Origin of the sequence: Pseudonocardia hierapolitana (assembly GCF_007994075.1) — a bacterium.
Classification (GTDB): domain Bacteria; phylum Actinomycetota; class Actinomycetes; order Mycobacteriales; family Pseudonocardiaceae; genus Pseudonocardia; species Pseudonocardia hierapolitana.
In genome coordinates this window covers 7,826,607-7,850,624 of the sequence record NZ_VIWU01000001.1, presented here as the reverse complement: position 1 = coordinate 7,850,624, position 24,018 = coordinate 7,826,607, and the positions used below count along the sequence as shown (strand labels likewise).

Sequence of the window (24,018 nt, the reverse complement as noted above, 5' to 3'; positions counted from 1 at the left end):
GAAGGCCCGCGATGAGTACGCCACAGGGACCGCAGCCACCACATGGTGCGCCGCAGCAGCCTGCCGAGCAGCCCGCGTGGGGCCAGCAGCAGCCGCAAGGCGGGTGGGGGGCCCCGCCTGAGGGGCAGCAGCGGCCCGGCGAGGAGACCCGCGCTGTCCCGCAGCAGGAGTGGAACGCGCCCGAGACGAGCGAGGTGCCCCAGCAGGACGCCGGTCCGTCCGCCGTTGAGCCCGCAGAGCCCCCCGCGGAGACCGCCGAGCGCGGCGCGGGCGAGGGAGAGGGCGACGGGGTCGACCTGTTCAAGTCGTCGGGCGAGGAGCCGGCGCCCGCACCGCAGCAGGCGGACGACGCCGCCGAGGCCGCCGGCGCCGCCGAGGCCACGACGGCCGTGCCGGCGCACGGGGCCCAGCAGCAGGGTGACCCGGCCCAGCAGCAACAGCAGCGCGGGTGGGGGCCCGCCGACGAGACGCAGATCGCGTTGCCGTTCGCGTCGCCCGAGCAGCACCACGGTGCCCAGCTCGGCCAGCCGGGGCAGGCCCAGCCCGGCCAGCAGTACCCGGGCCAGCAGCCGGTCCAGCACACGCAGCCGCAGCAGGCGCAGCCGGGCCAGCAGCCGTCGCCGTACGCACCTCCCGGGCAGCAGCAGCCCTACGCGGCCCAGCCGGGCCCGTACGGGGCGGCGCAGCCGGGCTACGGCCAGCAGCAGCCCTACGGGCAGCCGTACCCCGCCCAGCCGGGACAGGCGTACGGCCAGCAGCCCGGCCAGCAGCCCACGCAGCAGTTCGGCCAGCCGCAGTTCGGCCAGCCCGGGCAGCCGAGCCAGCCGGGACAGCAGGCGCCGTACGGCCAGGCGCAGTTCGGCCAGCCGGGGCAGCAGCCTTATGCGCAGGCACCGCACGGCCAGCAGCAGGCGGGGCAGCCGTCTCCGTGGGCGGCGCAGCAGCCGGGCGGATGGGGTCAGCCCGGTGCCGGTCAGCAGCCCACCCAGCAGTGGGCCGGCCGCCCGGAGGGCCAGCAGCCCTGGGCGCAGGGTCACCCGCAGCCGGACCCGGCGGGCGCCGGTGGCGCGACGAGCCGGCTGCCGCTGATCATCGGTGCGGTCGCAGCGGTGGTCGTGCTCGCACTGGTCGGGGTGCTCGGCTTCGTGAGCCCCGGCTTCTTCAACACCCGGGTGCTCGACGCCGCCGCCGTGCAGAGCGGGGTGCAGCAGGTCCTCTCGCAGGACTACGACCTCGAGGTCCAGTCGGTCACCTGCCCGGAGGGGCAGCAGGTCGTGCCCGACACCACGTTCGAGTGCACGGCCGTGGTCGACGGCGACGAGGTCACCGTCCCGATCAAGATCACGACCGCGGACGGCAATTACGAGGTGGGGCGGCCCGCTTGACGGCAACGCTCGCCGTCCGCCCGCTCGAGCCCGGTGAGCTGCGCGCCGCGCTGACCCTGTTCGCCGCCGCCATCCATCGCGGCCCGGTGGACGACGCGGGCTGGGCCCGGTCGGCGGAGCTCTACAGCCCGGGCCGCACGTTCGGGGTGCACGCCGACGGCGCGCTCGTCGCCACCGCCACCTCGTTCCCGAGCGAGCTGGCGGTGCCGGGCGGGGCGGTGCTCCCGATGGCCGCGGTCACCCGGGTCGGCGTCCGCGCCGACCACACCCGCCGCGGCCTGCTGACCGCCATGATGCGCGCCCAGCTCGAGGACGCGGCGGAGCGCGGCGAGCCGGTCGCGACGCTGCGGGCCAGCGAGGCCCGGATCTACGGCCGCTTCGGCTACGGGATCGCCACCCGCGGCCGGGCCGTGCGGGTGCGCGCCGACGCGGGCCTGTTCCGGCCCGACGCCCCGCGAGGCGGGAGCGTGCGGTTGCTGCAGCGCGACGAGATCGTGCCGGTGCTGCGGGACGTGCACGAGCGGATCGCGCTGCTGCGGCCGGGCGGGATCAGCCGCACCGACGGTTGGTGGTCCGCGTCGGTCGGCAGGCGGGTGGACGTGGAGCGCGAGCACGTCCTCGCGGCCGTGCACACCGGCCCGCAGGGCGACGACGGGTTCGCCATCGCCTACCTCGGCGAGGCGTCCGGCTCCACCGACCGGCCGCTCGACGTGCCCGACCTGCACGCCGCCGACATCGGCGCCACCGCGGCGTTGTGGCGGTTCCTGATGGGCATCGACCTCGTCGAGGGTGTGCGGGCGCGCCTGCGCCCGCTCGACGAGCCGCTCGAGCTGCTGCTGGCCGACCCGCGCGCCTGCGCCGTGACCGGCAACGAGGACGAGACCTGGTTGCGGCTCGTTGACGTGCCCTCCGCGCTCGCGGCCCGGAGCTACGGCCCCGCCGAACCGGTGCTGCTCGCGGTGCACGACCCCTTCCTCGAGGCCAACGCGGGTGTGTACCGGATCGCCGACGGATCCGCGGAACGTGTCGGCCCGAGCGGGGGCCCGGTGCGGCCCGAGCTGGAGTGCACCGTGTCCGCGCTCGCGATGGCCTACCTCGGCGACCGGCGCCCCTCCGAGCTCGTGGCGAGCGGCTGGTGGACCGCGCCGGACCCCGCTGCGGTTCCCCGGGCCGACGCGGCGTTCGCCACGGCCGGGACGCCGTGGTGCGGCACGTACTTCTGAACGGTCAGGCCGGTGGTCAGGACAGCGGCGCGAAGAACGTCCGGAGGTCGCCGGCCAGGAGGTCCGGCACCTCCATCGCCGGGAAGTGCCCGCCGCGGTCGAACTCCGACCAGTGCGTCACCCGGCCCGCCGGGTCGGCGAGGCCGCGGATCGCGGTGTCACCGGCGAACACCGCGTAGCCGGTCGGCGGGCCCGCAGGCCAGTCCTGGTCGCTGCCCTGCGCTCCCGCGATCTCGCGGTAGGCCTGCATGCCCTCGTAGACGGCATGGGCCGCGGACGCACCGGCGCCGGTGAACCAGAAGATGCTGATCGTCGTCAGCAGCTGGTCCAGGTCGACCGCGTCCTCGGGCAGGTCCCGCGCGGGGTCGGTCCAGTCGCGGAACTTCTCCGCGATCCACGCGAGCTGCGCCACCGGGGAGTCGTGCAGGCCGTAGCCGATCGTCTGCGGTCGGGTGGCCTGGATGTGCAGGTAGCCGAGCCCGTCCTGCTGGATGCGGTTGAACTGCTCGGCGCGCGCCCGGTCGGTGCCCTCGAGGCCGTCCAGCTCGATCGGTGGCCCGAAGGGGAAGGCGGCGGCGGTGCCGCTGACGTGGACGCCGATGACGCGTGCCGCGTCGACCATGCCGAGGAGGAAGGCGAGGCCGGACCCGGCGTCCGTGCCGTGCACGGCGTAGCGGTGGTAGCCGAGCCGGGTCATGAGCTCCGACCAGGCCTGGGCCACCCGGAACAGGTTGCCCCACCCGGTCTCGCGCATCGGCGTGGAGAAGCCGTAGCCGGGCAGCGAGGGGATCACCACGTGGAAGGCCTGCGCCGGGTCGCCCCCGTGGGTGCGGGGGTCGGTGAGCGGGCCGATGACCCGCAGGAACTCGACCGGCGAGCTGGGCCAGCCATGGGTCAGGACGAGCGGGCGCGCGCCGGGCTCGGGCGAGCGGACGTGCAGGAAGTGGATGCGCTGACCGTCGATCTCCGTCGTGAACTGCGGGATCTCGTTCAGCTGCGCCTCCTGGGCCCGCCAGTCGAACCCGTCGCGCCAGTACGCGGCGAGCTTGCGCAGGTAGTCGAGCGGGATCCCGCGTTCCCAGCCGACACCGGCGATCTCGTGCGGCCAGCGGGTGCGCGCGAGCCGGTCGTGCAGATCGTCGAGGTCGGCCTGCGGGATGTCGATGCGGAAGGGCTTGATCTCGGTCACGGGGACGACGCTATGCGGCCTTGCGGCACGTTCCTTTCCTCGTTCGCCCGGATACTGAGCCGATGTTGCCGACCTCGGCCCGCCTGCTCCGCGTTCTCGGGCTCCTGCAGACCCAGCGCGACTGGTCCGGCCCCCAGCTCGCCGAGCGGCTCGGGGTGAGTGCCCGCACCGTGCGCAACGACGTCGAGAAGCTGCGCGCGCTCGGCTATCCGGTGCATTCCTCGACCGGGGTGACGGGCGGCTACCGGCTCGGCTCCGGTGCGGCGCTGCCGCCGCTCCTGCTGGACGACGAGGAGGCGGTCGCCGTGGCGGTCGGGCTGCGCTCCGCCGCGGGCGGCACGGTCGCCGGCATCGAGGAGACCTCGGTGCGGGCGCTGGCCAAGCTCGAGCAGGTGCTCCCGTCGCGGCTGCGGCACCGGGTGGCCGCGCTCGCCGGTGCGGTGGTGGCGCTGCCCGGCTCGGGGCCCACCGTGGACGCCGACGTCCTCACCGCGATCGCGGGGGCGATCCGCGGGCGCGAGCGGCTGCGGTTCGACTACGGCGACCACGACGGAGCCATGACGCGCCGGGACACCGAGCCGCACCGCCTGGTGCACACCGGCAGGCGCTGGTACCTCGTGGCGTGGGACGTGACCCGCGAGGGCTGGCGCACCTTCCGCGTGGACCGGATGACGCCGAAGATCCCGACCGGGCCGCGGTTCGTGCCGCGCGACCCGCCGGACCCCGACGTCGCAGGCTTCGTCTCCCGCGGCACCGCGCAGGCGCTGTGGCGCCACCACGCCCGGGTTCGCCTGCACGTACCGATCGCGGCCGTGCAGGACCGGGTGACGCCGGCGATCGGCACGCTGGCGCCCCTCGACGACGGGCACTGCGTCTTCACCACGGGCGCCGACACCCTGCCGATGCTCGCCCTGTACCTCGGCATGCTCGACGTCGAGTTCGACGTACTGGACCCACCGGAGCTGCGCGCCGCGCTGGCGGCGTTGGGTGCCCGCTACACGCGCGCCGCTGTTCCGCCCCGCTAGCGCGCGTTCTTCAGCATCGCCGTGCACAGGCGCTCTATCGAGCTGCCCACTCCCCAGCGATCACCCAGCGCGGCGAGGCGCTCCAGGTCGGCGGGCTCACCGGGGAGCGTGTCGGGCCGGTCCAGCTCCACGGGCGCGTCGACGGCGACCCGCACCACCGGCTCGACGACGGCGAGGTAGGGCGCGGCCGCGGCCAGCTTGGTGCGTACCGGGGGGCTCAACCGGGTGTCGGCCTTGTCGATCACGGCGGCCCGCAGCTCGTCCCACGACCCGAAGCGGCCCACGAGGGTGGCGGCCGTCTTGGCGCCGATCCCGGGCACGCCAGGCAGCCCGTCGGAGGGGTCGCCCCGCAGCATCGCCATCTCGGCGTAGGCGTCCCCGGCGCGTTCCACCGGAACCGCGTACTTCGCGGCCACCTCGATCGGCCCGAGGTGCTCGGCCTTGGCCAACCCGCGCCCGACGTACAGCAGCCGCACCGGCACCGGCTCATCGCGCACGATCTGCATGAGGTCCCGGTCGCCGCTTACGGCGATCACGGGGTCGGTGCGCTCGCCCGCGGCGAGGGTGCCGATCACGTCGTCGGCCTCGTAGCCCTCCGCGCCCGCCGTCGCGATCCCCGCCGCGGCGAGCACCTCGAGGAGCACCGGGATCTGCGGTTCCAGGGTGTCGGGCACGATCTCCGGCAGGCCCGCGGGCGCGACCTGCGGCTCGCCAGGCACCCGGTGCGCCTTGTACGAGGGCAGGGCCTCCACCCGGAACGCAGGGCGCCAGTCGAGGTCGAGGCAGGCCACCAGCCGCGTGGGGCGCCGGTCGGTGATGAGGCGGGCGACCATGTCGGTGAACCCGCGGATCGCGTTCACCGGCGTGCCGTCCGGACCCGTGATCGACTCCGGCACGCCGTAGAAGGCGCGGAAGTACAGGCTGGCGGCATCGAGCAGCATCAGCGACTGCGCGGGCGGTGCAGGCGGGGTCACGCGCCACAGCTTGCCGGAATACCCTCCCTTCCATGACACCGGCCGTTCCGACCGCGCTGCTCGCCGACCGCATCCGCCGGGCCGGCGAGGTCGCCGCCGCACAGGACACCGACCTGCTGCTCGTCACGCCGGGCCCGGACCTGCGGTACCTGCTGGGTGTGTCCGGCGAGTCGCACGAGCGGCTCACGTGCCTGGTACTGCCCGCCGCGGGCCACCGGGCCCCGCCCGCGCTGGTGGTGCCGCGGCTGGAGGCCCCGGGGTTCGCGGGCCTCCCGCTCGACGAGCTCGGGATCGAGGTCGTCACGTGGCGCGACGGCGAGGACCCGCACCTGCTCGTCAGCGACCTGGGTGGCGGGCCGAGCCGGGTCGGGCTCGCCGACGCGATGCCCGCCGCGCACGTCCTGCCGCTGCGCGCCGCGTTCCCCGATGTGGAGCAGGTGCTCGCCGGGCCGGTCATGCGCGAGCTGCGGATGCGCAAGGATTCCGCCGAGGTGGCCGAGCTGAGGGCGGCGGGCGCGGCCATCGACCGCGTCCACGCCCGGATGGGCGAGATCCTCAAGCCGGGACGCACGGAGGCGCAGGTGGGTGCCGACATCGCCGACGCGATCGTGGCCGAGGGCCACGCCGAGGCCGCCTTCGTGATCGTCGGCTCCGGGCCGAACGGTTCGAGCCCGCACCACGACGTGTCCGATCGCGTGATCGAGAGCGGCGACGTGGTCGTGATCGACATCGGCGGCCCGCTGCCCAGCGGCTACAACTCCGACTCCACCCGCACCTACGCCGTGGGCGGCGAGCCGCCTGCCGCCGTGCGGGAGGCCTACGCCGTGCTGCAGGACGCCCAGGAGCGGGCGGTTTCGGCGGTGCGGCCGGGCGTCACCGCCGAACAGGTGGACGCGGCGGCCCGCCGGCCGATCACCGCTGCCGGGCTGGGAGAGCGGTTCGTGCACCGCACTGGCCACGGCATCGGCCTCGAGGTGCACGAGGAGCCCTACATCGTGGCCGGCAGCGCGCTCGCGCTGGAGCCGGGCATGGCCTTCAGCGTGGAGCCCGGCATCTACTTCGACGGCGACTGGGGCGCCCGCATCGAGGACATCGTCGTGGTCACCGAGGACGGCTGCGAGCGGCTCAACAACCGCCCGCGCGACCTCGTCGTGCTCTGATCGCAGTGCTCTGATCCGATCTACCAGCTCGCCTCGGGATCCTCGACGATCTCGGTGAGCTGGTGTAGTGCGGTGAGCGTGAGTACCTGGTGAGCGGCAGTGCCGGTGGGGGCGATCAGCCGCAGCCGGCAGCCGTCCGCGGCCATCTGTTCGGCCAGCTGGTAGAGCAGTTGTACGCCGGCGCTGGCCAGATGGCTCACACCGGTGAGGTCGATGGTCAGCGGGAGCACCCCGCCCCGGCTGGCGTCCTGGAGGCGTCGGTGCAGGTCGGCGGCGCTGGGAAGGTCGATCGGCCCGTGCACCACGACGTGCGGCGGGCTCACCTCCGTGATGTCGACGTGGAACGCCTCCTTGCTGGACCCGGCGGTGCGCTGCGGCCTGACGCTGTCGGGACCGACGACGGGTCTGCGGCTCAGGGTGCGGTCCATCAGAATGCTGGTTCCGGTGGCCGTGCGGTCGATCTCGACGGTGTCCATGCAGCTGCGGATCAGGGCGAATCCCCGGTCTCGGCGGTTCGGGCGAACCGGGGGCGGGACCCACTGACCGGTGTCACTGACGGTCATGCAGATCCGGCCGGCGTCGTCGTGCGCGCCCTCGACCCGGACCGATCCCGGGTCGTCGGGATAAGCGTGTTCGATGACGTTGCTGACGGCCTCGAGCACGGCGAACCGGACGGCGAGCGTGTCCTCGTCGCTGCCGCCCCGTGCGATCAGCCAGTCGTCGAGCTGGGTGCGAAGCGGCGACAGGATGCCCGGGGAGGCCGGCAGTTCGGCCTCGAACGGCTCGGGCCGCGCGCCGGTGCACTGCACCGCCAGCAGGGTCACGTCATCGGTGTGGCCCTTGCGGGTCATCCGTTCCACGGTCAGCTCGCACACCCGGTCAGGCGCCGCGGCGGCCATCATCGGCGGGGTTCCGCGCGTCCGCGCCCCGGCCGCGACGCCCCGCAGCAGGTCCAGGCCATCACACAGGGGCAGGTCCGGACCCTCGACCAGGCCGTCGGTGTAGAGCAGCAACACATCGGTGGCCTGCAGCAACGCGGTCTGCACCACGACCGGGCGGGTTGCGGCGACGACGCCGAGAGGGCCCATGGCGCCGGCGGGCAGATAGCCGGACCGACCGTCGGCCGCCAGCACCAGGGGCGGCGGATGCCCGCAGCAGATGTAGTCCAGCCGCCCGTCAGCCGGATCCAGCACGGCCAGACAGAGGGTGGTGGCCGCCGCGCCCGGAACCCGCGCGACGAAGCGGTCCAGCCGGGCCAACACCTCGGGGATGTCGGAGCCCTCGAGCAGGAGCTCCATCAACACCGCACGTAGCTGCCCCATGACCGCCGTGGCGCGGGTGCCCGAACCCACCACGTCCCCGACGACCAGTCCGAGCCGTCCGTCGCCGAGTGGCACCGCATCGAACCAGTCGCCCCCCGCGCCCTGCTCGCTGTCGGCGGCGAGGTAACGGGCCGCCAGCTCCACGCCGGGCAGGACCGGCAACCGCTCCGGCAGGAGGCTGCGCTGCAGGGACATCACCCCATCCAGCGCCGCGTGATAGCGATGTTCGAACGCGGTGGCCTGAGCCTCGGCCGCGCGACGGGCGGACACCGCCGGGGTCACGTCCAGCACGTGCGAGACCAGCCCCACCACGTCGCCGCCCGAGTCCCGGACGGGCACGATCGTGAGGGTCAGGTAGAGCTCCTCCAGCTCCCCGTCGGCGTTGTTGTCGAGCAGGATCCGCCATTCCGGCGCGGAGACCGGCTGGCCGGTCTCGTAGGCGTCGTCCAGCAGCTCGGCCACGCGTTGACCGGCCTCCTCCGGGATCGCCTCCCGGCAGCGCCGCCCGACGACGTCCCGGTGGGGACCGACCATGGCCCGCGCCGCCCTGTTCACCGCGGTGAAGACGTGATCAGGCCCGGAGAAGACGAACACCGCGGCAGGCAGCTCGTCGAAACAGTCGGCGATCGCCCGCGGATCGCCGAACACTCGCGGATCCGGCTCGTCAGCCGCACCGGCTTCGCCTTCCACGGTCACTCCCGATCCGCCGGAGCGGATCGTCGCGGGGGCGGGAGCCGGCGGAGCTCGGGAAACCCGGTGCGTGTCATCCGGTGTCCTTTCGTGGTGGCTCGTCGGCGTGACTGTTCGATCTGGTCGCGACGAGCCGGCACTGACGACGGATTTCGTCGTCAGGCGATCTCGGCCGGCGGATCACGGCGGCCCGAGACTGGATGGATGGTCGATGGACGGGCTTACCGCGAGTGACCAGACCTCGGGTGCTGGTGAGAGTCGGCAGGTCAAGCCACCGGCGGTAGGCACGGCCACACCTTCGGTCGCTCTGGTGCCGGGCATCAAGCCCCGCCGGCTACAGCGTCGTGTAGCAGGGCTTCACGACGGATCCGAAGGCGCACGGCTCGATGGCAGGCCCCCTCCTGTGTGAACTCCCTGCCCGAGCGATAACCCTGACATTCATCCAGCTCAGCACCCGTAGGCCGGTTCTGTCGCTGCGTGATCAGAGCGTCGCGATGCGATACGAGCCGCTTCGGCTTCGCGCGCCGAACGCCAGGTCAGGCGTAACCGAGGTCTCACGGTGCGTCGGGGGTCAGCCACCCGGCGCGGGAGCCGGTCTGCGCGGCCAGCTCGGCGAACTCCGGGATCCAGATGTTCTGCGCGAAGACCGACCATATCGGCGCCAGCCAGAACGGCTGCAGCCCGGTGAGCGGCACCAGCACCAGGTCGGGCGGCAGCCCGATCAGGGGCAGGCGCGTGATGGTGATGTGGGCGATGTTCTCCTGCACCACGATCGTCACCGCCTCCTCCATGTAGCTGTCGGTCATCCGCCGCACGCGGTGGATCCGTCGCCCCGAAGGCGTGACCGGCGGGGTCCAGGCATCGGCGAACTGCCGGGTGACGGGGGGCGGGTAGAGCACGTCGTGGTCGGCGAGCTCCTCGATGTCGACCACCTCGTGTCGGGCCAGCACGTGGCCGGTCCCGACCATCACCGATCGCGGCTCGCGGAGGATCACCGGCCCCACGTGCACCCTCGGCAGGTGCAGGGTGCCCGGCTCGGCCGGGAACCAGCTGACGAATACGTCGTCGCGTTGCTGGTCGCACCACTGGCGGTGCTGCATCGAGGGATATGCGTAGCGCACCAGCGGGATCTGCGGGTAGACCTCGGCGAAACCCTGCATCAGGGCAGTGGTGACCTCCTCGCGCAGCGAGTTGGCGAAGAAGACCCGCATCACCGCCTGCGGCTCCCGACCGGCCGCGCGTTTGGCCTTGCGCAGGGCCTCCTCCAACCGCTGGACGGCCGGACGCGCCTCCTCGAACAGGGTTTGGCCCAGCGGTGTGAGCCTTACGGTGCGGCTGGTCCGCTCGAATAGCGGCGCGCCGATCCGGCGCTCGAGGCCGCGTATCGACTGGCTGATCCGGGACGTCGTCAGGTGCAGACGCGCGGCGGCGCGGCCGAAGTGCAGTTCCTCGGCGACCGCGAGGAACGCCTCGATCTCCCGAGCGATCTCCATCCCGACCACTGCCTTACCTCTGAGGACAGCGTTGCACGGGCAGGCACCATGGTGAAGCGCTGTCACCCTTGGCGACGGCGTCGGAGTCCCACCTGACGGACGGCGTCGAGCCCCGACTCCGGGTCGATCACCCGAGCCCGGTGACGAGCGGGTCGATCCTCATCGCACGAGCCAGATCGCGGCCGCCGTCAGCAGCGCCTCGACGGCCCGGCGCAGGGTCGGCGCGACGGCGGTCGGCACGAACTCGGGGGAGTGCCCGCCCGGCGCGCGGCCCGAGGCGACGGCCGCATGCGGGTGCGCCGGGTCGTCCGGGTAGAGCGCGGGGTCGAACCCGCCGAAGTTCCAGAACACCGACGGCACCCCGGCGGCCTCGGCGAAGAGCCCGAAGTCCTCGCTGCCGGTCTTGGGCGTGGTCTCGTGGACGTGCCCGGCCCCGAACGCCTCGGTGAACGCGGCCCGCACCGCCTCGGTGGTCGCGACGTCGTTGCGCAGCAGCGGGAAGCCATTGATCGGGGCGATCTCCGGCGGGCGCGGCGCGCCTGCCGCCTCCGCCTCGGCGTCGACGATGCGGGTGATCGCGGCGAGCACGCGCTCGCGCACGTCCGGGTCGAAGGTGCGGACGTTGAGCTTGAGCTCGGCCGAGGCCGGGATGACGTTCTCCTTGCGGCCCGCGTGGATCGCGGCCACGGTCACCACCGCGACCTCGTTCGGGGCGACCTCCCTGGCCACGATCGTCTGCAGGCGCATCACGATCGACGCGGCGAGCACGACCGGGTCGACGGTGGTGTGCGGGGCCGACCCGTGCCCGCCGCGGCCGTACACGGTGACGCGCAGGCTGTCGGCCGCGGCCATGAACACGCCAGGGCACAGGTAGAGGTGGGTGCTGGGCGCCGAGGTGATGTGCTGGCCGAGCGCCACGTCGAACGGCCCGAAGCGGTCGAGGAACCCGTCGTCGAGCATGGCCTGCGCCCCGCTTCCCACCTCCTCGGCCGGCTGGAGAACGGCGAGCACCGTGCCCGACCACGCGTCGCGGTTGGCCACCAGCTGCTCCACGGCGCCGATCAGCGCGGTCATGTGGGTGTCGTGACCGCAGGCGTGCATGACCGGGGTCGAGACGCCGTCCGGGTCGACGCCCGTGGCCCGGCTGCGGTACGGAACCTTCTCGATCTCCTGCACGGGCAGCGCGTCCATGTCGGCCCGCAGCAGCACCGTCGGGCCCTCGCCGTTCCGGAGCACGCCGACGACTCCGGTCTTGCCCACGCCCGTGGTCACCTCGAGACCGGCCGCGGCCAGGCGGGCGGCCAGTACGGACGCCGTGCGCTCCTCCTGGAACGACAGCTCCGGGTGCTCGTGCAGGTCGCGGTAGAGCAGTTCCAGGTCCGGGATGCGGTCGTCCAACCCGCTGGTCAGCACTGTTCCCCCTTCTCGATCAATCCACGGCGACGAACGCCGGTTGCGGTGTCGGGTCAACCTCGGGCGCGCGGCCGGCGTCGACCACCGCTTCGAAGGCTCGCGCGATGGCGAGCAGGCGGTCCTCCCGCAGGTGCGGCCCGACGAGCTGGATGCCGACCGGTCGCCCGTCCGGCGTGAACGCCGCAGGCAGCGAGATCGCCGGGCAGCCCATCATCGTGATCACCGACGGAAGGCCCATCCACTCCAGGTAGTCCTGCATCGGGGTGCCGTCGATCTCGCGCGGGTAGCGGGTGGTGATCTCGAACGGGGCCACCTGGCAGGTCGGGGTGGCCAGCACGTCGACGGAGTCGAAGAACTCCCGCATCACGTGGAAGATCCGGGCGGCGTTGCGCTCGGCCTCCGCGATCGTGGGCCCGTCGAGCTTGGCGCCCTCCTCGACGTTTCACTGCGCGTCGGCCTTGAGCCGCCCGGGGTGCTCGGCGAGCACCGGGCCGAGCGTCACCTGCATCTTGAGGGCCCGCAGCACCCGGAACGTCTCGATGGCGCCGGTGAGGTCCGGGGTGGCGGGCTCGACCTCCCAGCCGTGGGCCGCCATCGCCGCGACCACCGGTTCGAGCGCGTCGCGGACCTCGCGGGCCACCACAACCCGTCCGTCGAGGTCCGGCGACCAGGCCACCCGGATCGGACGCCGCGGCTCGGGCAGCGGGAAGTACGCGGCCGGGTCGGCGGGCACCGACCAGCCGGCCCGCGGATCGGCCCCCACGAGCACGCTCATGAGCAGTGCGAGGTCGTCGACCGTGCGCGCCATCGGGCCGACCACCGACAGCCGGCTGAACGGGTCGCCGTCCGGCCACGAGGGCACCCGGCCGGGCGAGGGCCGGAACCCGACGACGTTGCAGAACGAGGCCGGGTTGCGCAGCGAGCCGCCGGTGTCGCTCCCGTCCGCGAGCGGAAGCATGCGCGCGGCGAGAGCTGCTGCCGCGCCGCCGCTGCTGCCGCCCGCGGTGCGGTCGAGGGCGTACGGGTTGCGGGTGACGCCGTAGACGTCGTTGAACGTGTGCGACCCGAGCCCGAACTCCGGCACGTTCGTCTTGCCGACCGCGATCGCCCCCGCGGCCGCCATGCGCTCGACGACGACGTGGTCCTGCATGGCGACCCGGTCGGCGTAGAGCGGGCTGCCCTGGGTGAACCGGAACCCGGCCGCCGGCACGAGGTCCTTGTGCGCCACCGGGAGCCCGTGGAGCGCTCCGTGCGGCCCGTCCTTGCGGAAGGTGCGGTCGAGCTCGCGCGCCGCGGCAATGGCGCGCTCGGGCCGGAAGTCGACGATCGCGTTGACGGCGGGGTTGAGCCGCTCGATCTCCGCGACGTGCGCCTCCATCACCTCGGTGGCGGTCAGCTCACCGGCCCGGGTGAGGCGGGCGAGCTCCACGGCGGTCAGGCGGTTGTGGGCGGTCTCCCCGAACGTCACAACGGGACGGTAGCCGCAGATCCACGGCTGCGGCGCGCCGATCGCGCCACACGACACCGGGCCCGTGGCTCACGCGGCCGGGCTCACCACCGGCGCCGGCTCCAGGTGGGCCTGGCCGTCGGCGGCGGCCACGCACGCCGCGGCGGTGGACGCCGAGCGCACGAACTCCCTGACGCAGCGGGCCATCTCCGCGTGTGCTGCGGCCGTGGGGTGGAACGATTCCTGGGCGAGGTGGACTCCCACGCCGTCCAGCCCGCCGTACACCAGAGCCTCCGGGTCGACGGTGATCCGCCGCTGCCACTCCTGGCCCCGCAGCGGCTTGGTGCACGCCTCGAAGCCCTCGGTGGCCCGCGCCATGTCGAGGAACCGCGCACCGGTGCGCTCGGCCACGCCGCGCAGCGCGTCCGAGAGCGCCGGGAACAGCGTGGTGCGCCCCCAGCCTGCGTCGGGACGGCTGTACGGGCAGCCGGCGAGCGCCTGCAGCGGCAGCATGTGCTCGGTGACCGGCGATGCGTAGGAGGCGAGCACCAGCGTGTAGTCGCCGCGCGTGTACCCGGCCTGCCGCATGGCCACTCGCAGGTCCTGCACCGCCGCTTCCACCTTCGTCGCCGTGGCGGCCATGCGCTCGGGCACCAGCGGGCCGAGCTTCTCCCGGCACGGGGGCTCGCTGGGGTCGAGGAACGCCCGGATGCACGCGACGCCGGTGCCGAACAGCGCGGCGTCGTCGTTGGCGCCGATCTGCACGATCACCGTGGTGACCCGGTACCGGCCGGCGACCTCGACGAGCCGCTGGGCCTGGGAGCCCTCCGTGTAGTGGGTGCCGCCGCCGAACGCGACGTTCGCGGCCTCCGCCCCCGAGCACGCCAGGTTGACCGACTCGGGGGCGAGACCCGTGCGGTGGACGTAGGCGTGCTTGGAGCGGTGGCACCAGTTGCCGTCTTCCCCCCGCGTGCCCGGCTCGTAGTCGCCCGCGCCGTCGCCCGCCGCGGCGCTGTCGCCGAGCACGACGACCGCGGCGGGGGTCTGCGCCGTCGCCACGGTGGGGGCGCCGAAGAGGGTGAGCGCCACGGCACCGCCCGCAGCGAGGAGCAGCGCCAGGGAGCGTGATCGCGTCACGAATGGGACGTTATGCGCACGGCAGCGGCCTGACCAGGGCATTCACCGACACCAGCGATCACCGCCCCCACGGCGCAGCCCGTGCTCACGGACTGCGAGTGCGATGACGCTTCCGGGGTATCGCCAGGGGTGACTTCAGGGACGCCTCCGGGCGTTTCCCGAGTTCCGGCGCCGCCGCCGCGCCGACACTGGACACCAGCGGCGAGACTCGCCGCGATGTGGAAGGAGCCCGAAGGTGGCATCGACCCTGACCCGCCCGCGCCACGGCAAGGTCATCGCCGGCGTGTGTGCGGGCCTTGCGGACCGGTTCGGAATGAGCCCGTTCGTGGTCCGGCTTCTGTTCCTCGTGTCCTGCCTGCTGCCCGGCCCGCAGTTCGTGATCTACATCGTGCTGTGGATCATGATGCCCAAGCGTGACTACTGATCCCGCAGGCGCTTCCGGTAGACACAGCGGGTGGCTCGCACCCTGCTGCTCGGCGTCCGGTTGATCGGCGCAGAGTTGATCGGCGCAGAGTTGATCGGTGCGGGGCCGGCAGCGGGGGCCCTCGAGATCGAGGGCGAGCGGATCAGCTGGGTGGGCAGCGCCGACGCCGCACGGGAACGCCTGCCCGGCGCGACCGTGCTGGAGCTCGCAGGCGCCGTCGTCACCCCTGCTTTCGTCGACGCCCACGTGCACGCCACCGCCGCCGGCCTGCTGGCCGACGGCCTCGACCTCACCGGCTGCGACTCGGCGCGGGCACTGCTCGACGCGGTGGCCGCCCGCGTGGCGGCCCGGCCGGGTGCGCTCGTGTGGGGCCACGGCTGGCAGGACCAGACCTGGCCCGACGAGCTCCCGCCGCGTCCGGCCCTCGACCGGGCCGCCGCCGGTGCGCCCGTCTACCTGAGCCGGATCGACGTGCACTCGGCCCTCGCCTCCTCGGCCCTGCTCGACCGGGCCCCCGGCGTGACCGGCGCGGCCGGATGGTCGCTCACGGCCCTGTCCGGAGATGCCCACCACCGGGTCCGCCGGGCGGCGCTCACCGCCGTCGACACCACCACCCGCGACGCCGCGCAGGCCGCGTTCCTCGCCGACGCCGCCTCCCGGGGCGTTGCGGTCGTGCACGAGTGCGCCGGCCCGGACATCTCGTCGGCCGCCGACCTGGCCGCGCTGCGGCTCCGTCCCGGACCGGAGGTCGTCGGCTACTGGGGTGAGGCGGTGCGCACCGCGGACGAGGCCAGGGAACTGGTCGCGCACACCGGCACCCGCGGGCTCGCGGGCGACCTCTTCGTCGACGGCTCCCTGGGATCGCGCACCGCGGCCCTGCGCGAGCCCTACGCCGACGCTCCCGGCTGCACCGGGAACCGCTACCTCGACCCCGCCGCGATCGGCGCGCACGTCGCCGCCTGCACCGAGGTCGGGGTGCAGGCCGGGTTCCACGTCATCGGCGACGCGGCCACCGACGCGCTGCTCGCCGGGCTCGACGAGGCCGCCGCCGCGACCTCACCCGGTGCCGTGCGCGCCGCGGGCCACCGGGTGGAGCACCTGGAGATGGTCGACGCCGCGCAGGCGCGCCGGCTGGCCGACCTCGGCGTGGTCGCGAGCGTGCAGCCGCTCTTCGACGCGTACTGGGGCGGCCTGGACGGCATGTACGCCACGCGGCTGGGCCGGGAGCGGGCACGCGGGATGAACCCGTTCGCGGGTCTGCACGAGGCCGGCGTCGTCCTCGCGCTCGGCTCCGACGCGCCCGTCACCCCGCTCGACCCGTGGGCCGCGGTGCGCGCGGCGGTCGAGCACCGCACGCCCGGGTCGGCCATCGCCGCCGCCCACGCCCTAGCGGCCCACACGGTGGGCGGCCATCGGGCGGCGGGGGACCGGTCCCCGCTGGCAGGCCGGCTGCTCCCCGGCGCACCGGCGAGCTACGCGATCTGGGACGGCGCAGGCCCCCTCGACGGTGCCGCCGGGAACCCGCGCTGCCTGCGCCTGGTCCACCGCGGTGTGGTGCTGCACTGATCGGCCTGGGCAACACGCTGATCCTGCCGACCCACCTCGGGGTCACGCTCTCCGCCGTGCGCCCGGAGCAGGCGGGTGCGGCCTCCGGCACCCTCAACACCACGCAGCAGTTCGCCGGGGCGGCCGGCCTCGCGGTCATCGGCACCGTGCTCTTCGCCGTCGTCGGCGCGGATCCGGACGCGTCGCAGTTCACCTCGGCGGCGGCCGTCACGCTCTGGGTCGACCTGGCCCTGGTGGCGGCGATGGCCACCCTCACCACCCTGCTGTCGCGCCCGACGGCCCGATCCTCGACCGCGTCCAGCACGGCGTGAACCGCGGGGCAGCGCGCTGCGTATGCCTCTGCGTAGGTGCCGCCCCGATGGCGAGGGACCCGCGGGTCCTGGAGGTCGTGATGCTGGACAAGGACGAACGCAACGCGCTGCGCGAGATCGAGCGGGAGATCGCGGCCGCGGATCCCGATCTCGCCGCGCTCCTTCGCGGTCAGCGCGGCCTCGCGCCGGCTGGTACCCGCATCTGCCTGCGCGGCGCGCTCGCCCTGCTGGTCCTGCTCACCGTGGCGATGCTGGTACTGGGGCTGCCGGCGAGCGCCCTGGCCACAGCGGCTGTCACGGCAGGGCTGTGGTGGAGGTGGCGACACCACGTGGGTTCTCCGGTGGGTGGCCGCGGGAGGCACGGGGCGCGCCGGGTGTAGGCGGGCGTGGCCCTCGTCCCATCCGGGTCCCGCCCGATGGTGGGCCGTGGACGGGTTCTGGCACAATCTGCGCCGTGACGGACCGGACGTACTGCGCGGGCGTGACCCTGTGCTGTCCGGGGTGCTGTCGCTGCTGTCGCAGCTGACCCCCGGCCCCCGTCCGTCCCGGCCGCTGCCCGCGGCCCCGCACGTCTGCGAACCCACAGATGATCAGCACCCCCGACCTGCGCGGGCACACCGTCCTCGTCCTGCACGCCCACCCGGACGACGAGGCGATCTTCACCGGGATCACGCTGCGCCGCCTGGCCGACGCCGGCGCGCGCACCGTTCTCGTCGTGGCCACCGCGGGCGAGCTGGGCGGCTCCCGGGTGCCGCTGCGGCCGGGCGAGACGATCCCCGAGCGCAGGCTCACCGAGCTGGAGCGCGCTGCGGAGCTGCTCGGGGTGTCGCGCCTGGCGCTGCTGGGCCGGCGCGACTCCGGCCTGCCCGGCTGGGCCGACGCGCGGCACGAGCGGGCGCTGGCCACTGCCGACCCGCTCGCGCTCGCCCGGGACGTCGCGGAGATCGCCGACGACGAGGGCGCGTGCGCCATCGTCCACGACGACGAGCACGGGATCTACGGCCACCCCGACCACCGCGCGGTCTTCCGGATCGGCGCCACCGCGGCGGACATGCTGGGGCTCACCGGGTACCGCGTCACGGTCGACCGCGAGCACCTGCACGTCTCCGCCCGGGACCGGCACCTGATCCACGGAGCCGCCCGCGCGGCTGCCGTGCCGTTCGGGCGGGTCACCGCCGAGATCGGGCTCGCCGTCACCGGTACCGACACGCACATGCAGAACAAGCGCGCCGCGATGGTGGCGCACGCCAGCCAGATCGCCGACGAGGACGTGCCCGCCGCCGACTTCGGGAGCGCCTACGGCTACGAGTGGTTCACCCGCAGTGGTCCCCGGGGCCCGCTCGACGCGCTCGGGAACGCGCACCTGCTGGCCCCCGTGCCGGCCTGACGCGCGCGCATCCCGCCTGGATCACGGGCCCCTCACACCCGCCCCGTAGGCTCACGCCGTGGCCGCACCCACCGCCGAACCCGTCGCGCCCGAGCCGGGCACCGGGCCACCTGCACCCGATGCGGCGCGCAAGCGGTGGAATCCCGTCGTGGCGGCCCGGGTCGTCGGGGCCGTGGGCGGCGGCGCGCTGCTCTACCTGAGCTTCCCGCCGCGCACGCTGTGGTGGCTGGTGCTCCCGGCGTTCGCGTTGCTGGGCATCGTGCTGTACGGGCGCCGGGCGCGCGCCGGGTTCGGCTACGGGTTCCTCTTCGGTCTGGGTTTCCTGCTCCCGCTCCTGGAATGGGTCACGTCGCTCGTCCAGCAGCTGCCGTGGCTCGCGCTCTCGGTGTTCGAAGCGCTGTTCGTCGGGCTCGCAGGCGCCGGGATCGCCGCCGTGTCCCGGCTGCCCGCCGCGCCCGTGTGGGCCGCCGCGGTGTGGATCGCAGGCGAGGCGGTCAGGGGACGGATCCCGTTCGGCGGGCTGCCGTGGGGCCGGGTGGGCTTCGGCCAGCCGGACGGGCCACTGCTGCCGGTCGCCGCGATCGGCGGTGAGCCGCTGCTGTCGTTCGCGGCCGTGCTCGCGGGGCTCGCGCTCGGCGAGCTGGTGCGCAGGCTCGTTCGACGGCAGAGTCCTCGCCGGATGGTGGTCCCGGCACTGATCGCGGTCCTCACGATGGCGGCAGGACCGCTGGCCGCGCTCGTGCCCGCCACCCCGAACGGGGAGGACCGCACGGCCACGATCGCCGCGGTACAGGGCAACGTGCCCCGGCTGGGTCTCGACTTCAACGCCCAGCGCCGCGCCGTGCTCGACAACCACGTGCGGGTCACCGAGCAGCTCGCCGCCGACGTCGCCGCCGGCCGGGCACCGCGCCCGGACCTGGTGATCTGGCCGGAGAACTCCAGCGACATCGACCCGCTGCGCAACCCCGACGCCGCCGCCCAGATCGACAGGGCCGCCCGCGCCGTCGGCGTCCCCGTGCTGGTGGGCTCGGTGCTGCGCAACCCGGACGGGCTCACCACCTCGAACTCCGCCCTGGTCTGGGAGGGCGGGGTGGGGGTCGTGGAGCGCAACGACAAGCGCCGGGTGCAACCGTTCGGGGAGTACATGCCGTGGCGGGAGTTCTTCCGCCTGTTCTCCCCGTACGTCGACCGCGCCGGCTACTTCGTGCCGGGCAACGGCACGGGCGCCGTCGACATGGCGGGCGTCCGCGTCGGCGTCACGATCTGCTGGGAGGTCGCGTTCGACGACCTCGTGGCCGACAGCGTGGCGGCGGGCGCCGAGGTGCTCGCCGTGCCCAGCAACAACGCCACGTTCGGGCTCACGGAGATGACCTACCAGCAGCTCGCGATGTCGCGGATCCGGGCCGTGGAGCACGACCGTCCGGTGATCATCGCGACCACCAGCGGAGTGAGCGCGACGATCACCAGGGACGGCACGGTCACCGCGAGCACACGGCAATTCACCCCGGATGTCCTGGTCGATCGGACCGAGCTGCGGGACACCACTACGCTGGCCACCCGATGGCGGTCCGCACCCGAATGGGCGCTGACCGCCCTGGGGGTGCTCGCGATCGGTGCGGGGATCGCGACCAGGCGTCGCGCGGTGAGGCGTGCGGGAAGGGACGAGGATGGCTGAGCCGAGGGACCGGATACTGGTGGTGATCCCCACCTACCAGGAGCGGGACAACCTGGGCCCGGTCGTGGCGAGGCTGCACGCCGCCGTGCCCGAGGCCGACGTCCTGGTCGTCGACGACGCCAGCCCGGACGGCACCGGCGAGCTCGCCGACGAGATGGCCGCCGCCGACCCGCGCGTCAAGGTCCTGCACCGCGAGGGCAAGCAAGGCCTGGGCGCCGCCTACCTGGCGGGGTTCGCCACGGCGCTGCTCGGCGACTACCAGATCGTCGTCGAGATGGACGCCGACGGCTCGCACCCGCCGGAGGACCTCCCGGCCCTGATCGCGGCCCTCGAGGACGCCGACGTCGTGCTCGGTTCCCGGTACGTCCCCGGGGGCATCGTGCGCAACTGGCCCGCGCGCCGGCAGCTGATCTCCCGCGCGGGGAACCTGTACTCGCGGGTGGCGCTGGGCGTGCCGATCAAGGACATCACCGCAGGCTTCCGGGTGTTCCGCAGGCAGGTCCTCGAAGAGCTCGACCTCGACCAGATCGCCTCGCAGGGCTACTGCTTCCAGATCGACATGGCGTGGCGCGCCGTGCTCGGGGGGTTCCGCGTGCGCGAGGTGCCGATCACCTTCACCGAGCGCGAGCGCGGATCGTCGAAGATGGACACCTCCATCGTCGTCGAGGCGTTCTGGCGGGTCGCCTGCTGGGGCGCCGGCCGGCTGGTGCACCGCACACCCACCGTGCTGCGGGCCGACCGACCGGTCGCGGAGCCGCCGCCTGCGGCGGAACGCCCCACAGGCCCGGCCGGTGACGAGGCCGTGAGCGACGGGCCGGTGCGCACGTGAGCGAGCTTGCGAGCTCCCAGTTCTACGCAGCAGCGTCGCGAGCGCGACCGACGAGCGTCAGCGAGGAGATGACGTGAGCGAGCCACGTGAGGAGCTCACATGGGAGCTCTTCGGCGCCGCCTCCCGCGAGCTCGCCGAGCAGATCGCCGCCGACGGTTACGAGGCCGACATCATCCTGTCGATCGCGCGCGGCGGCCTGTTCGTGGCCGGCGCGCTCGGTTACGCCCTCGACGTCAAGAACCTGCACGTGGCGAACGTCGAGTTCTACACGGGCGTGGACGAGCGGCTCCCGGTGCCGATCATGCTGCCACCGGTGCCGAACGTCGTGGACCTGTCCGGGGCCCGCGTGCTCGTGGCCGACGACGTCGCCGACACCGGCGCCACGCTCAAGCTCGTGCGGGACTTCTGCGGCGAGCACGTGGCCGACGTGCGCTGCGCCGTGGTGTACGAGAAGCCGCACAGCAGCGTGCAGTGCGAGTACGTGTGGCGGCGCACCGACCGGTGGATCAACTTCCCGTGGTCGACGCTCCCGCCGGTGGTGAAGCGCGCCGAGCAGGTACTCGACGCCTGAGCGCGAACACACGAGAGCCGGGCCGCCCGCGGGCGACCCGGCTCTTTCACGTGTGAGGTCAGGCGATCTCGCGCCTGCGCTCGGCGAGCAGTTCGAGGCGCTCGTTGAGCAGCACCTCCAGCTCGGCCACGGAGCGACGCTCCAGCAGCATGTCCCAGTGAGTGCGCGGGGGCTTGGCCTTCTTCTGCTCGGGCTCGGCGCCGTCCACGAGGCGGGAGATGCTGCCGTGGAGGCGACACTCCCAAGTTGCCGGGGCTTCGGCGTCGCCCGCGAAGGGCACCTCGAACTCGTGTCCGCGCGGGCACCCGTAGCGCATCGACTGCCGCGGCGCGAGGTCGTGGTTGCGGTCCGTCTCGTAGCTGACAGCCCCGAGCCGGCTGCCACGGAGCACGCGGTCGGCCATGCGTCATCCTCCCTACCGGGGCCGAGGGAGCCTCCCTCGGCCATCACCACCGGGTGTAACGTCTGCAAAGCAGCCGTCCATTCCCGCCGTTGGGGCGGAATCCGACCGGGTGTGGTCAATCCATGCGACCACACCGGACGTCCGCCGCCCCGGTACACGAGTGTCCCCGATCGGCCGCCGCTACACACGCGGTTGTGACCTGTCAGCCAACTGTGACTTATGTCACTGCCGTCTGACGTGCTGTTCACAGGGTCGCCGCCACGCCGTTACCCGGCCGCAGCGCTCATGGCGGGCGGGCGCACCGGCCACAGTGCCAGCAGCCCCGCCACCAGCACCAACACGATTCCCACGATCCCGGCCCGCTGCGCGTCGAAGAGCGAGACGAAGAGGCCGAACAGGCTCGGCGCCAGGAACGACACCGCCCGGCCGGTCGTGGCGTAGAGGCCGAAGAGCTGGCCCTCACGGCCCGGCCGGGCCAGCCGGGCGAGGAACGTGCGCGACGACGACTGCGCCGGCCCCACGAAGAGCACCAGCGCCAGGCCGAACACCCAGAACATCAGCGGCCCCGACACGACGAGCAACACCGTCGCGGCCGCGATCATCCCGAGCAGCGACGCGACGATCACCCGCTTCGGGCCGACCCGGTCCTCCAGCCGGCCACCGGCGACCGCGCCCGTCGCCGCGACGACGTTGGCGGCCACTCCGAACAGCAGGACGTCACCGGCGCCGATCCCGTAGACACCGACCGCGAGCACTGATCCGACCGTGAAGATCGCGGCGAGCCCGTCGCGGAACAGCGCGCTCGCACCGAGGAAGTAGACGGTGTGCCGGTCCTCGCGGTACAGCGCCCCGAGATCGGCGAAGAGCGCCCGGTAGGCGCCCAGCACCCCGAGCCGCGCCGGCCCGTCCGGCGCAGGCGGGGCCTCCGGCACGCACAGGAGGAGCGGCAGCGCGAACACCAGGAACCACGCGGCGGCCACGAGCGCCACCACCCGCACGTTGAACCCGTCCGCACGCGGGAGACCGGCGAGCCCCGCGGCCGGGCCGTCGCCCGCCACGAACCCGTAGTAGACGACGAGCAACAGCACGATGCCGCCGACGTAGCCCATGGCCCAGCCGAACCCGGACACCCGCCCGATCGTGGCCGGTGTCGACACCTGGGCGAGCATGGCGTTGTAGGACACCTGGGCGAGCTCCGCGAACACCGAGCCCGCGGCCAGCAGCACCAGACCCGGCCACAGGTACGCCGGGTCGTCGCGGATCGCGAAGAGCCCGGCCATCGTCGCGACCGTGCAGGCCGTCCACACCCCCGTCGAGAGCTTGCGCCGGCCCGATGCGTCCGCCCGCTGCCCGATCACGGGGGCGAGCAGCGCGATGACGAGGCCCGCTGCCCCGATCGCGTAGCCGAGGGCGGCGCCGGCCGCTGGGCTCCCGTCGCCGACGACGTCGGTGAGGTAGACCGAGAAGACGAACGTCAGGACCACAGCGTGGAAGGCCGCTGAACCCCAGTCCCACAGCCCCCACGCCAGCACCCGGCTGCGGTCGACGACGGTGGCCGGCCCAGTCACCCGGGGAGACTAGCGCCCCTCACCGCCTCAGGCGCCCTGCCACACACCGCGCGCGTGCAGCACGTCGCGCAGGACGTCGGGCCGGTCCGAGAGCAGGCCGTCCGCGCCGAGGTCGAGCAGCGCCGTCATCTGCGTCGCCGTGTCGACCGTCCACACGTGCACCTCACGTCCGCTCTCGTGCGCGGCGCGCAGCAGCGCGACGTCCACCACGGTGAGCGGGCCGATGTGACGGGGGAGCTGGGCGAGGTCCCCGGGTGATGGTGGCGCGGGGAGGCGGTGCAGCGGGCCGGGCAGCTGGTCGAGCCACGCCCGGGCGCGCAGCCCGAACGCGGCGCCCTGCGCCATGGAGGTGCACAGCCGCGATCCGGCCGCCTCCCGCGCCCGGCGCAGCCATCCGCCGTGGTAGCTGCCCAGGCACACCCGGTGCCAGCTGCCCGTGCGCTCGAGCACCTCGAGCACCGGCTCGACCACCGCGCCGGACTTCAGCTCCACCGTGATCCGCGTGTCGGGCAGCTCCGACAGCACCTGCTCGAGCAGCGGCACGGGCTCGCGGCCGCGCACCCGGACGTCGGCCAGCGCGGCGGCGGGGAGGGCGCGGATCGCGCCGCTGCCGTCCGTGGTGCGGTCCAGCGTCGCGTCGTGGTGGACCACCGCGACCCCGTCAGCACTCGCGTGCACGTCCATCTCGAGGTAACCGAAGCCCTCTGCGACCGCCCGGCGGAACGCCGCGAGGGTGTTCTCGCACCCGTCGAGATCGTCGATGTGCCACCCGCGGTGGGCGTAGGCGCGCGGATAGGGACCGTCGAGGTAGGGGTGCCGGGGCACG

At 73.8% G+C, this 24,018-nt stretch carries 23 protein-coding genes; 12 read left to right on the top strand and 11 right to left on the bottom strand.

What is annotated here, in order from left to right:
* Window positions 1-11: 11 nt before the first annotated feature.
* Both FHX44_RS36945 and FHX44_RS36940 read left to right on the top strand, forming a co-directional pair.
* Window positions 12-1,385, top strand: a complete 1,374-nt coding sequence (locus tag FHX44_RS36945) for a DUF4333 domain-containing protein (RefSeq protein ID WP_212612819.1) — start codon at window positions 12-14, stop codon at window positions 1,383-1,385.
* Window positions 1,382-2,608, top strand: a complete 1,227-nt coding sequence (locus tag FHX44_RS36940) for a GNAT family N-acetyltransferase (RefSeq protein ID WP_147259994.1) — start codon at window positions 1,382-1,384, stop codon at window positions 2,606-2,608. The genes FHX44_RS36945 and FHX44_RS36940 overlap by 4 nt, the downstream gene beginning before the upstream one ends.
* A gap of 16 nt (window positions 2,609-2,624) precedes the next feature.
* On the opposite strand, the gene FHX44_RS36935 is transcribed toward FHX44_RS36940, so the two are convergent.
* Window positions 2,625-3,797 carry an epoxide hydrolase family protein gene (locus FHX44_RS36935; RefSeq protein WP_147259993.1) on the bottom strand — a complete coding sequence of 391 codons (1,173 nt, stop codon included), beginning with the start codon at window positions 3,795-3,797 and terminating at the stop codon, window positions 2,625-2,627.
* 62 nt (window positions 3,798-3,859) lie between these two features.
* Here FHX44_RS36935 and FHX44_RS36930 point away from each other — a divergent pair, with 62 nt between their 5' ends.
* On the top strand, window positions 3,860-4,822 hold the full coding sequence (locus tag FHX44_RS36930; RefSeq protein ID WP_147259992.1) for a helix-turn-helix transcriptional regulator: 963 nt from the start codon (window positions 3,860-3,862) through the stop codon (window positions 4,820-4,822).
* On the opposite strand, the gene FHX44_RS36925 is transcribed toward FHX44_RS36930, so the two are convergent.
* The gene (locus FHX44_RS36925) at window positions 4,819-5,763 is read right to left on the bottom strand and encodes a 5'-3' exonuclease (RefSeq protein ID WP_147261774.1); all 945 of its coding nucleotides are present in this window, start codon (window positions 5,761-5,763) and stop codon (window positions 4,819-4,821) included. The genes FHX44_RS36930 and FHX44_RS36925 overlap by 4 nt on opposite strands.
* A gap of 65 nt (window positions 5,764-5,828) precedes the next feature.
* On the opposite strand from FHX44_RS36925, the gene FHX44_RS36920 reads away from it, so the two are divergent.
* Complete coding sequence (locus tag FHX44_RS36920) at window positions 5,829-6,956, top strand: M24 family metallopeptidase (RefSeq protein ID WP_147259991.1); 1,128 nt, start codon at window positions 5,829-5,831, stop codon at window positions 6,954-6,956.
* A 20-nt stretch (window positions 6,957-6,976) separates the two neighbouring features.
* Here FHX44_RS36920 and FHX44_RS36915 read toward each other — a convergent pair whose 3' ends face one another.
* The 6 genes from FHX44_RS36915 to FHX44_RS36895 form a co-directional block, all read right to left on the bottom strand.
* Window positions 6,977-8,968: a SpoIIE family protein phosphatase gene (locus FHX44_RS36915; protein WP_212612818.1), complete on the bottom strand. Its 1,992-nt coding sequence runs from the start codon at window positions 8,966-8,968 to the stop codon at window positions 6,977-6,979.
* A gap of 554 nt (window positions 8,969-9,522) precedes the next feature.
* Window positions 9,523-10,461: a LysR family transcriptional regulator gene (locus FHX44_RS36910; protein ID WP_147259989.1), complete on the bottom strand. Its 939-nt coding sequence runs from the start codon at window positions 10,459-10,461 to the stop codon at window positions 9,523-9,525.
* Between the two features lie 159 nt (window positions 10,462-10,620).
* The gene (locus FHX44_RS36905) at window positions 10,621-11,874 is read right to left on the bottom strand and encodes an amidohydrolase (RefSeq protein ID WP_212612817.1); all 1,254 of its coding nucleotides are present in this window, start codon (window positions 11,872-11,874) and stop codon (window positions 10,621-10,623) included.
* 16 nt (window positions 11,875-11,890) lie between these two features.
* Entirely contained in the window at window positions 11,891-12,280 is a 390-nt protein-coding gene (locus tag FHX44_RS43590; protein WP_281287963.1) for an amidase family protein, read from the bottom strand.
* A gap of 36 nt (window positions 12,281-12,316) precedes the next feature.
* Entirely contained in the window at window positions 12,317-13,342 is a 1,026-nt protein-coding gene (locus FHX44_RS36900; RefSeq protein ID WP_246170796.1) for an amidase family protein, read from the bottom strand.
* Between the two features lie 69 nt (window positions 13,343-13,411).
* Entirely contained in the window at window positions 13,412-14,458 is a 1,047-nt protein-coding gene (locus FHX44_RS36895) for a GDSL-type esterase/lipase family protein (protein ID WP_246170795.1), read from the bottom strand.
* Window positions 14,459-14,693: 235 nt separating this feature from the next.
* Between FHX44_RS36895 and FHX44_RS36890 the strand changes: the two genes are divergently transcribed.
* The 8 genes from FHX44_RS36890 to FHX44_RS36855 all read left to right on the top strand — a co-directional run bounded on the left by FHX44_RS36890 (window position 14,694) and on the right by FHX44_RS36855 (window position 21,221).
* Window positions 14,694-14,882, top strand: coding sequence for a PspC domain-containing protein (locus FHX44_RS36890; RefSeq protein WP_246170794.1), 189 nt, complete (start codon window positions 14,694-14,696; stop codon window positions 14,880-14,882).
* A 30-nt stretch (window positions 14,883-14,912) separates the two neighbouring features.
* Window positions 14,913-16,448: an amidohydrolase gene (locus tag FHX44_RS36885; protein ID WP_425469168.1), complete on the top strand. Its 1,536-nt coding sequence runs from the start codon at window positions 14,913-14,915 to the stop codon at window positions 16,446-16,448.
* Between the two features lie 56 nt (window positions 16,449-16,504).
* Entirely contained in the window at window positions 16,505-16,759 is a 255-nt protein-coding gene (locus tag FHX44_RS36880; protein WP_147259987.1) for an MFS transporter, read from the top strand.
* A 47-nt stretch (window positions 16,760-16,806) separates the two neighbouring features.
* Complete coding sequence (locus FHX44_RS36875) at window positions 16,807-17,139, top strand: DUF3040 domain-containing protein (protein ID WP_147259986.1); 333 nt, start codon at window positions 16,807-16,809, stop codon at window positions 17,137-17,139.
* Between the two features lie 206 nt (window positions 17,140-17,345).
* The gene (locus FHX44_RS36870; protein WP_147259985.1) at window positions 17,346-18,146 is read left to right on the top strand and encodes a PIG-L deacetylase family protein; all 801 of its coding nucleotides are present in this window, start codon (window positions 17,346-17,348) and stop codon (window positions 18,144-18,146) included.
* Window positions 18,147-18,204: 58 nt separating this feature from the next.
* Entirely contained in the window at window positions 18,205-19,821 is a 1,617-nt protein-coding gene (gene lnt, locus FHX44_RS36865) for an apolipoprotein N-acyltransferase (RefSeq protein WP_147259984.1), read from the top strand.
* On the top strand, window positions 19,814-20,650 hold the full coding sequence (locus tag FHX44_RS36860) for a polyprenol monophosphomannose synthase (RefSeq protein WP_147259983.1): 837 nt from the start codon (window positions 19,814-19,816) through the stop codon (window positions 20,648-20,650). The genes lnt and FHX44_RS36860 overlap by 8 nt, the downstream gene beginning before the upstream one ends.
* Window positions 20,651-20,723: 73 nt before the next feature.
* Window positions 20,724-21,221 (top strand): phosphoribosyltransferase, encoded by a 498-nt coding sequence (locus tag FHX44_RS36855; RefSeq protein WP_147259982.1) that lies wholly within the window; start codon window positions 20,724-20,726, stop codon window positions 21,219-21,221.
* Window positions 21,222-21,279: 58 nt separating this feature from the next.
* Here FHX44_RS36855 and FHX44_RS36850 read toward each other — a convergent pair whose 3' ends face one another.
* The 3 genes from FHX44_RS36850 to FHX44_RS36840 all read right to left on the bottom strand — a co-directional run bounded on the left by FHX44_RS36850 (window position 21,280) and on the right by FHX44_RS36840 (window position 24,017).
* Entirely contained in the window at window positions 21,280-21,624 is a 345-nt protein-coding gene (locus FHX44_RS36850) for an RNA polymerase-binding protein RbpA (RefSeq protein WP_147259981.1), read from the bottom strand.
* A gap of 266 nt (window positions 21,625-21,890) precedes the next feature.
* A complete protein-coding gene (locus FHX44_RS36845) occupies window positions 21,891-23,192 on the bottom strand; it encodes an MFS transporter (protein ID WP_246170793.1) in 1,302 nt (433 codons plus the stop codon).
* Between the two features lie 27 nt (window positions 23,193-23,219).
* Window positions 23,220-24,017 carry a glycerophosphodiester phosphodiesterase family protein gene (locus FHX44_RS36840; RefSeq protein WP_147259980.1) on the bottom strand — a complete coding sequence of 266 codons (798 nt, stop codon included), beginning with the start codon at window positions 24,015-24,017 and terminating at the stop codon, window positions 23,220-23,222.
* Between the last annotated feature and the right edge of the window lies 1 nt (window position 24,018).

Bases quoted from the DNA above. Each gene is read 5' to 3' on its own strand.
- FHX44_RS36925 (WP_147261774.1), bottom strand. From the start codon at position 5,763: ATGCTGCTCGATGCCGCCAGCCTGTACTTCCGCGCCTTCTACGGCGTG.
- FHX44_RS36875 (WP_147259986.1), top strand. From the start codon at position 16,807: ATGGCGAGGGACCCGCGGGTCCTGGAGGTCGTGATGCTGGACAAGGAC.
- FHX44_RS36945 (WP_212612819.1), top strand. From the start codon at position 12: ATGAGTACGCCACAGGGACCGCAGCCACCACATGGTGCGCCGCAGCAG.
- FHX44_RS36870 (WP_147259985.1), top strand. From the start codon at position 17,346: ATGATCAGCACCCCCGACCTGCGCGGGCACACCGTCCTCGTCCTGCAC.
- FHX44_RS36920 (WP_147259991.1), top strand. From the start codon at position 5,829: ATGACACCGGCCGTTCCGACCGCGCTGCTCGCCGACCGCATCCGCCGG.
- FHX44_RS36850 (WP_147259981.1), bottom strand. From the start codon at position 21,624: ATGGCCGACCGCGTGCTCCGTGGCAGCCGGCTCGGGGCTGTCAGCTAC.
- FHX44_RS36910 (WP_147259989.1), bottom strand. From the start codon at position 10,461: ATGGAGATCGCTCGGGAGATCGAGGCGTTCCTCGCGGTCGCCGAGGAA.
- FHX44_RS36860 (WP_147259983.1), top strand. From the start codon at position 19,814: ATGGCTGAGCCGAGGGACCGGATACTGGTGGTGATCCCCACCTACCAG.
- FHX44_RS36930 (WP_147259992.1), top strand. From the start codon at position 3,860: ATGTTGCCGACCTCGGCCCGCCTGCTCCGCGTTCTCGGGCTCCTGCAG.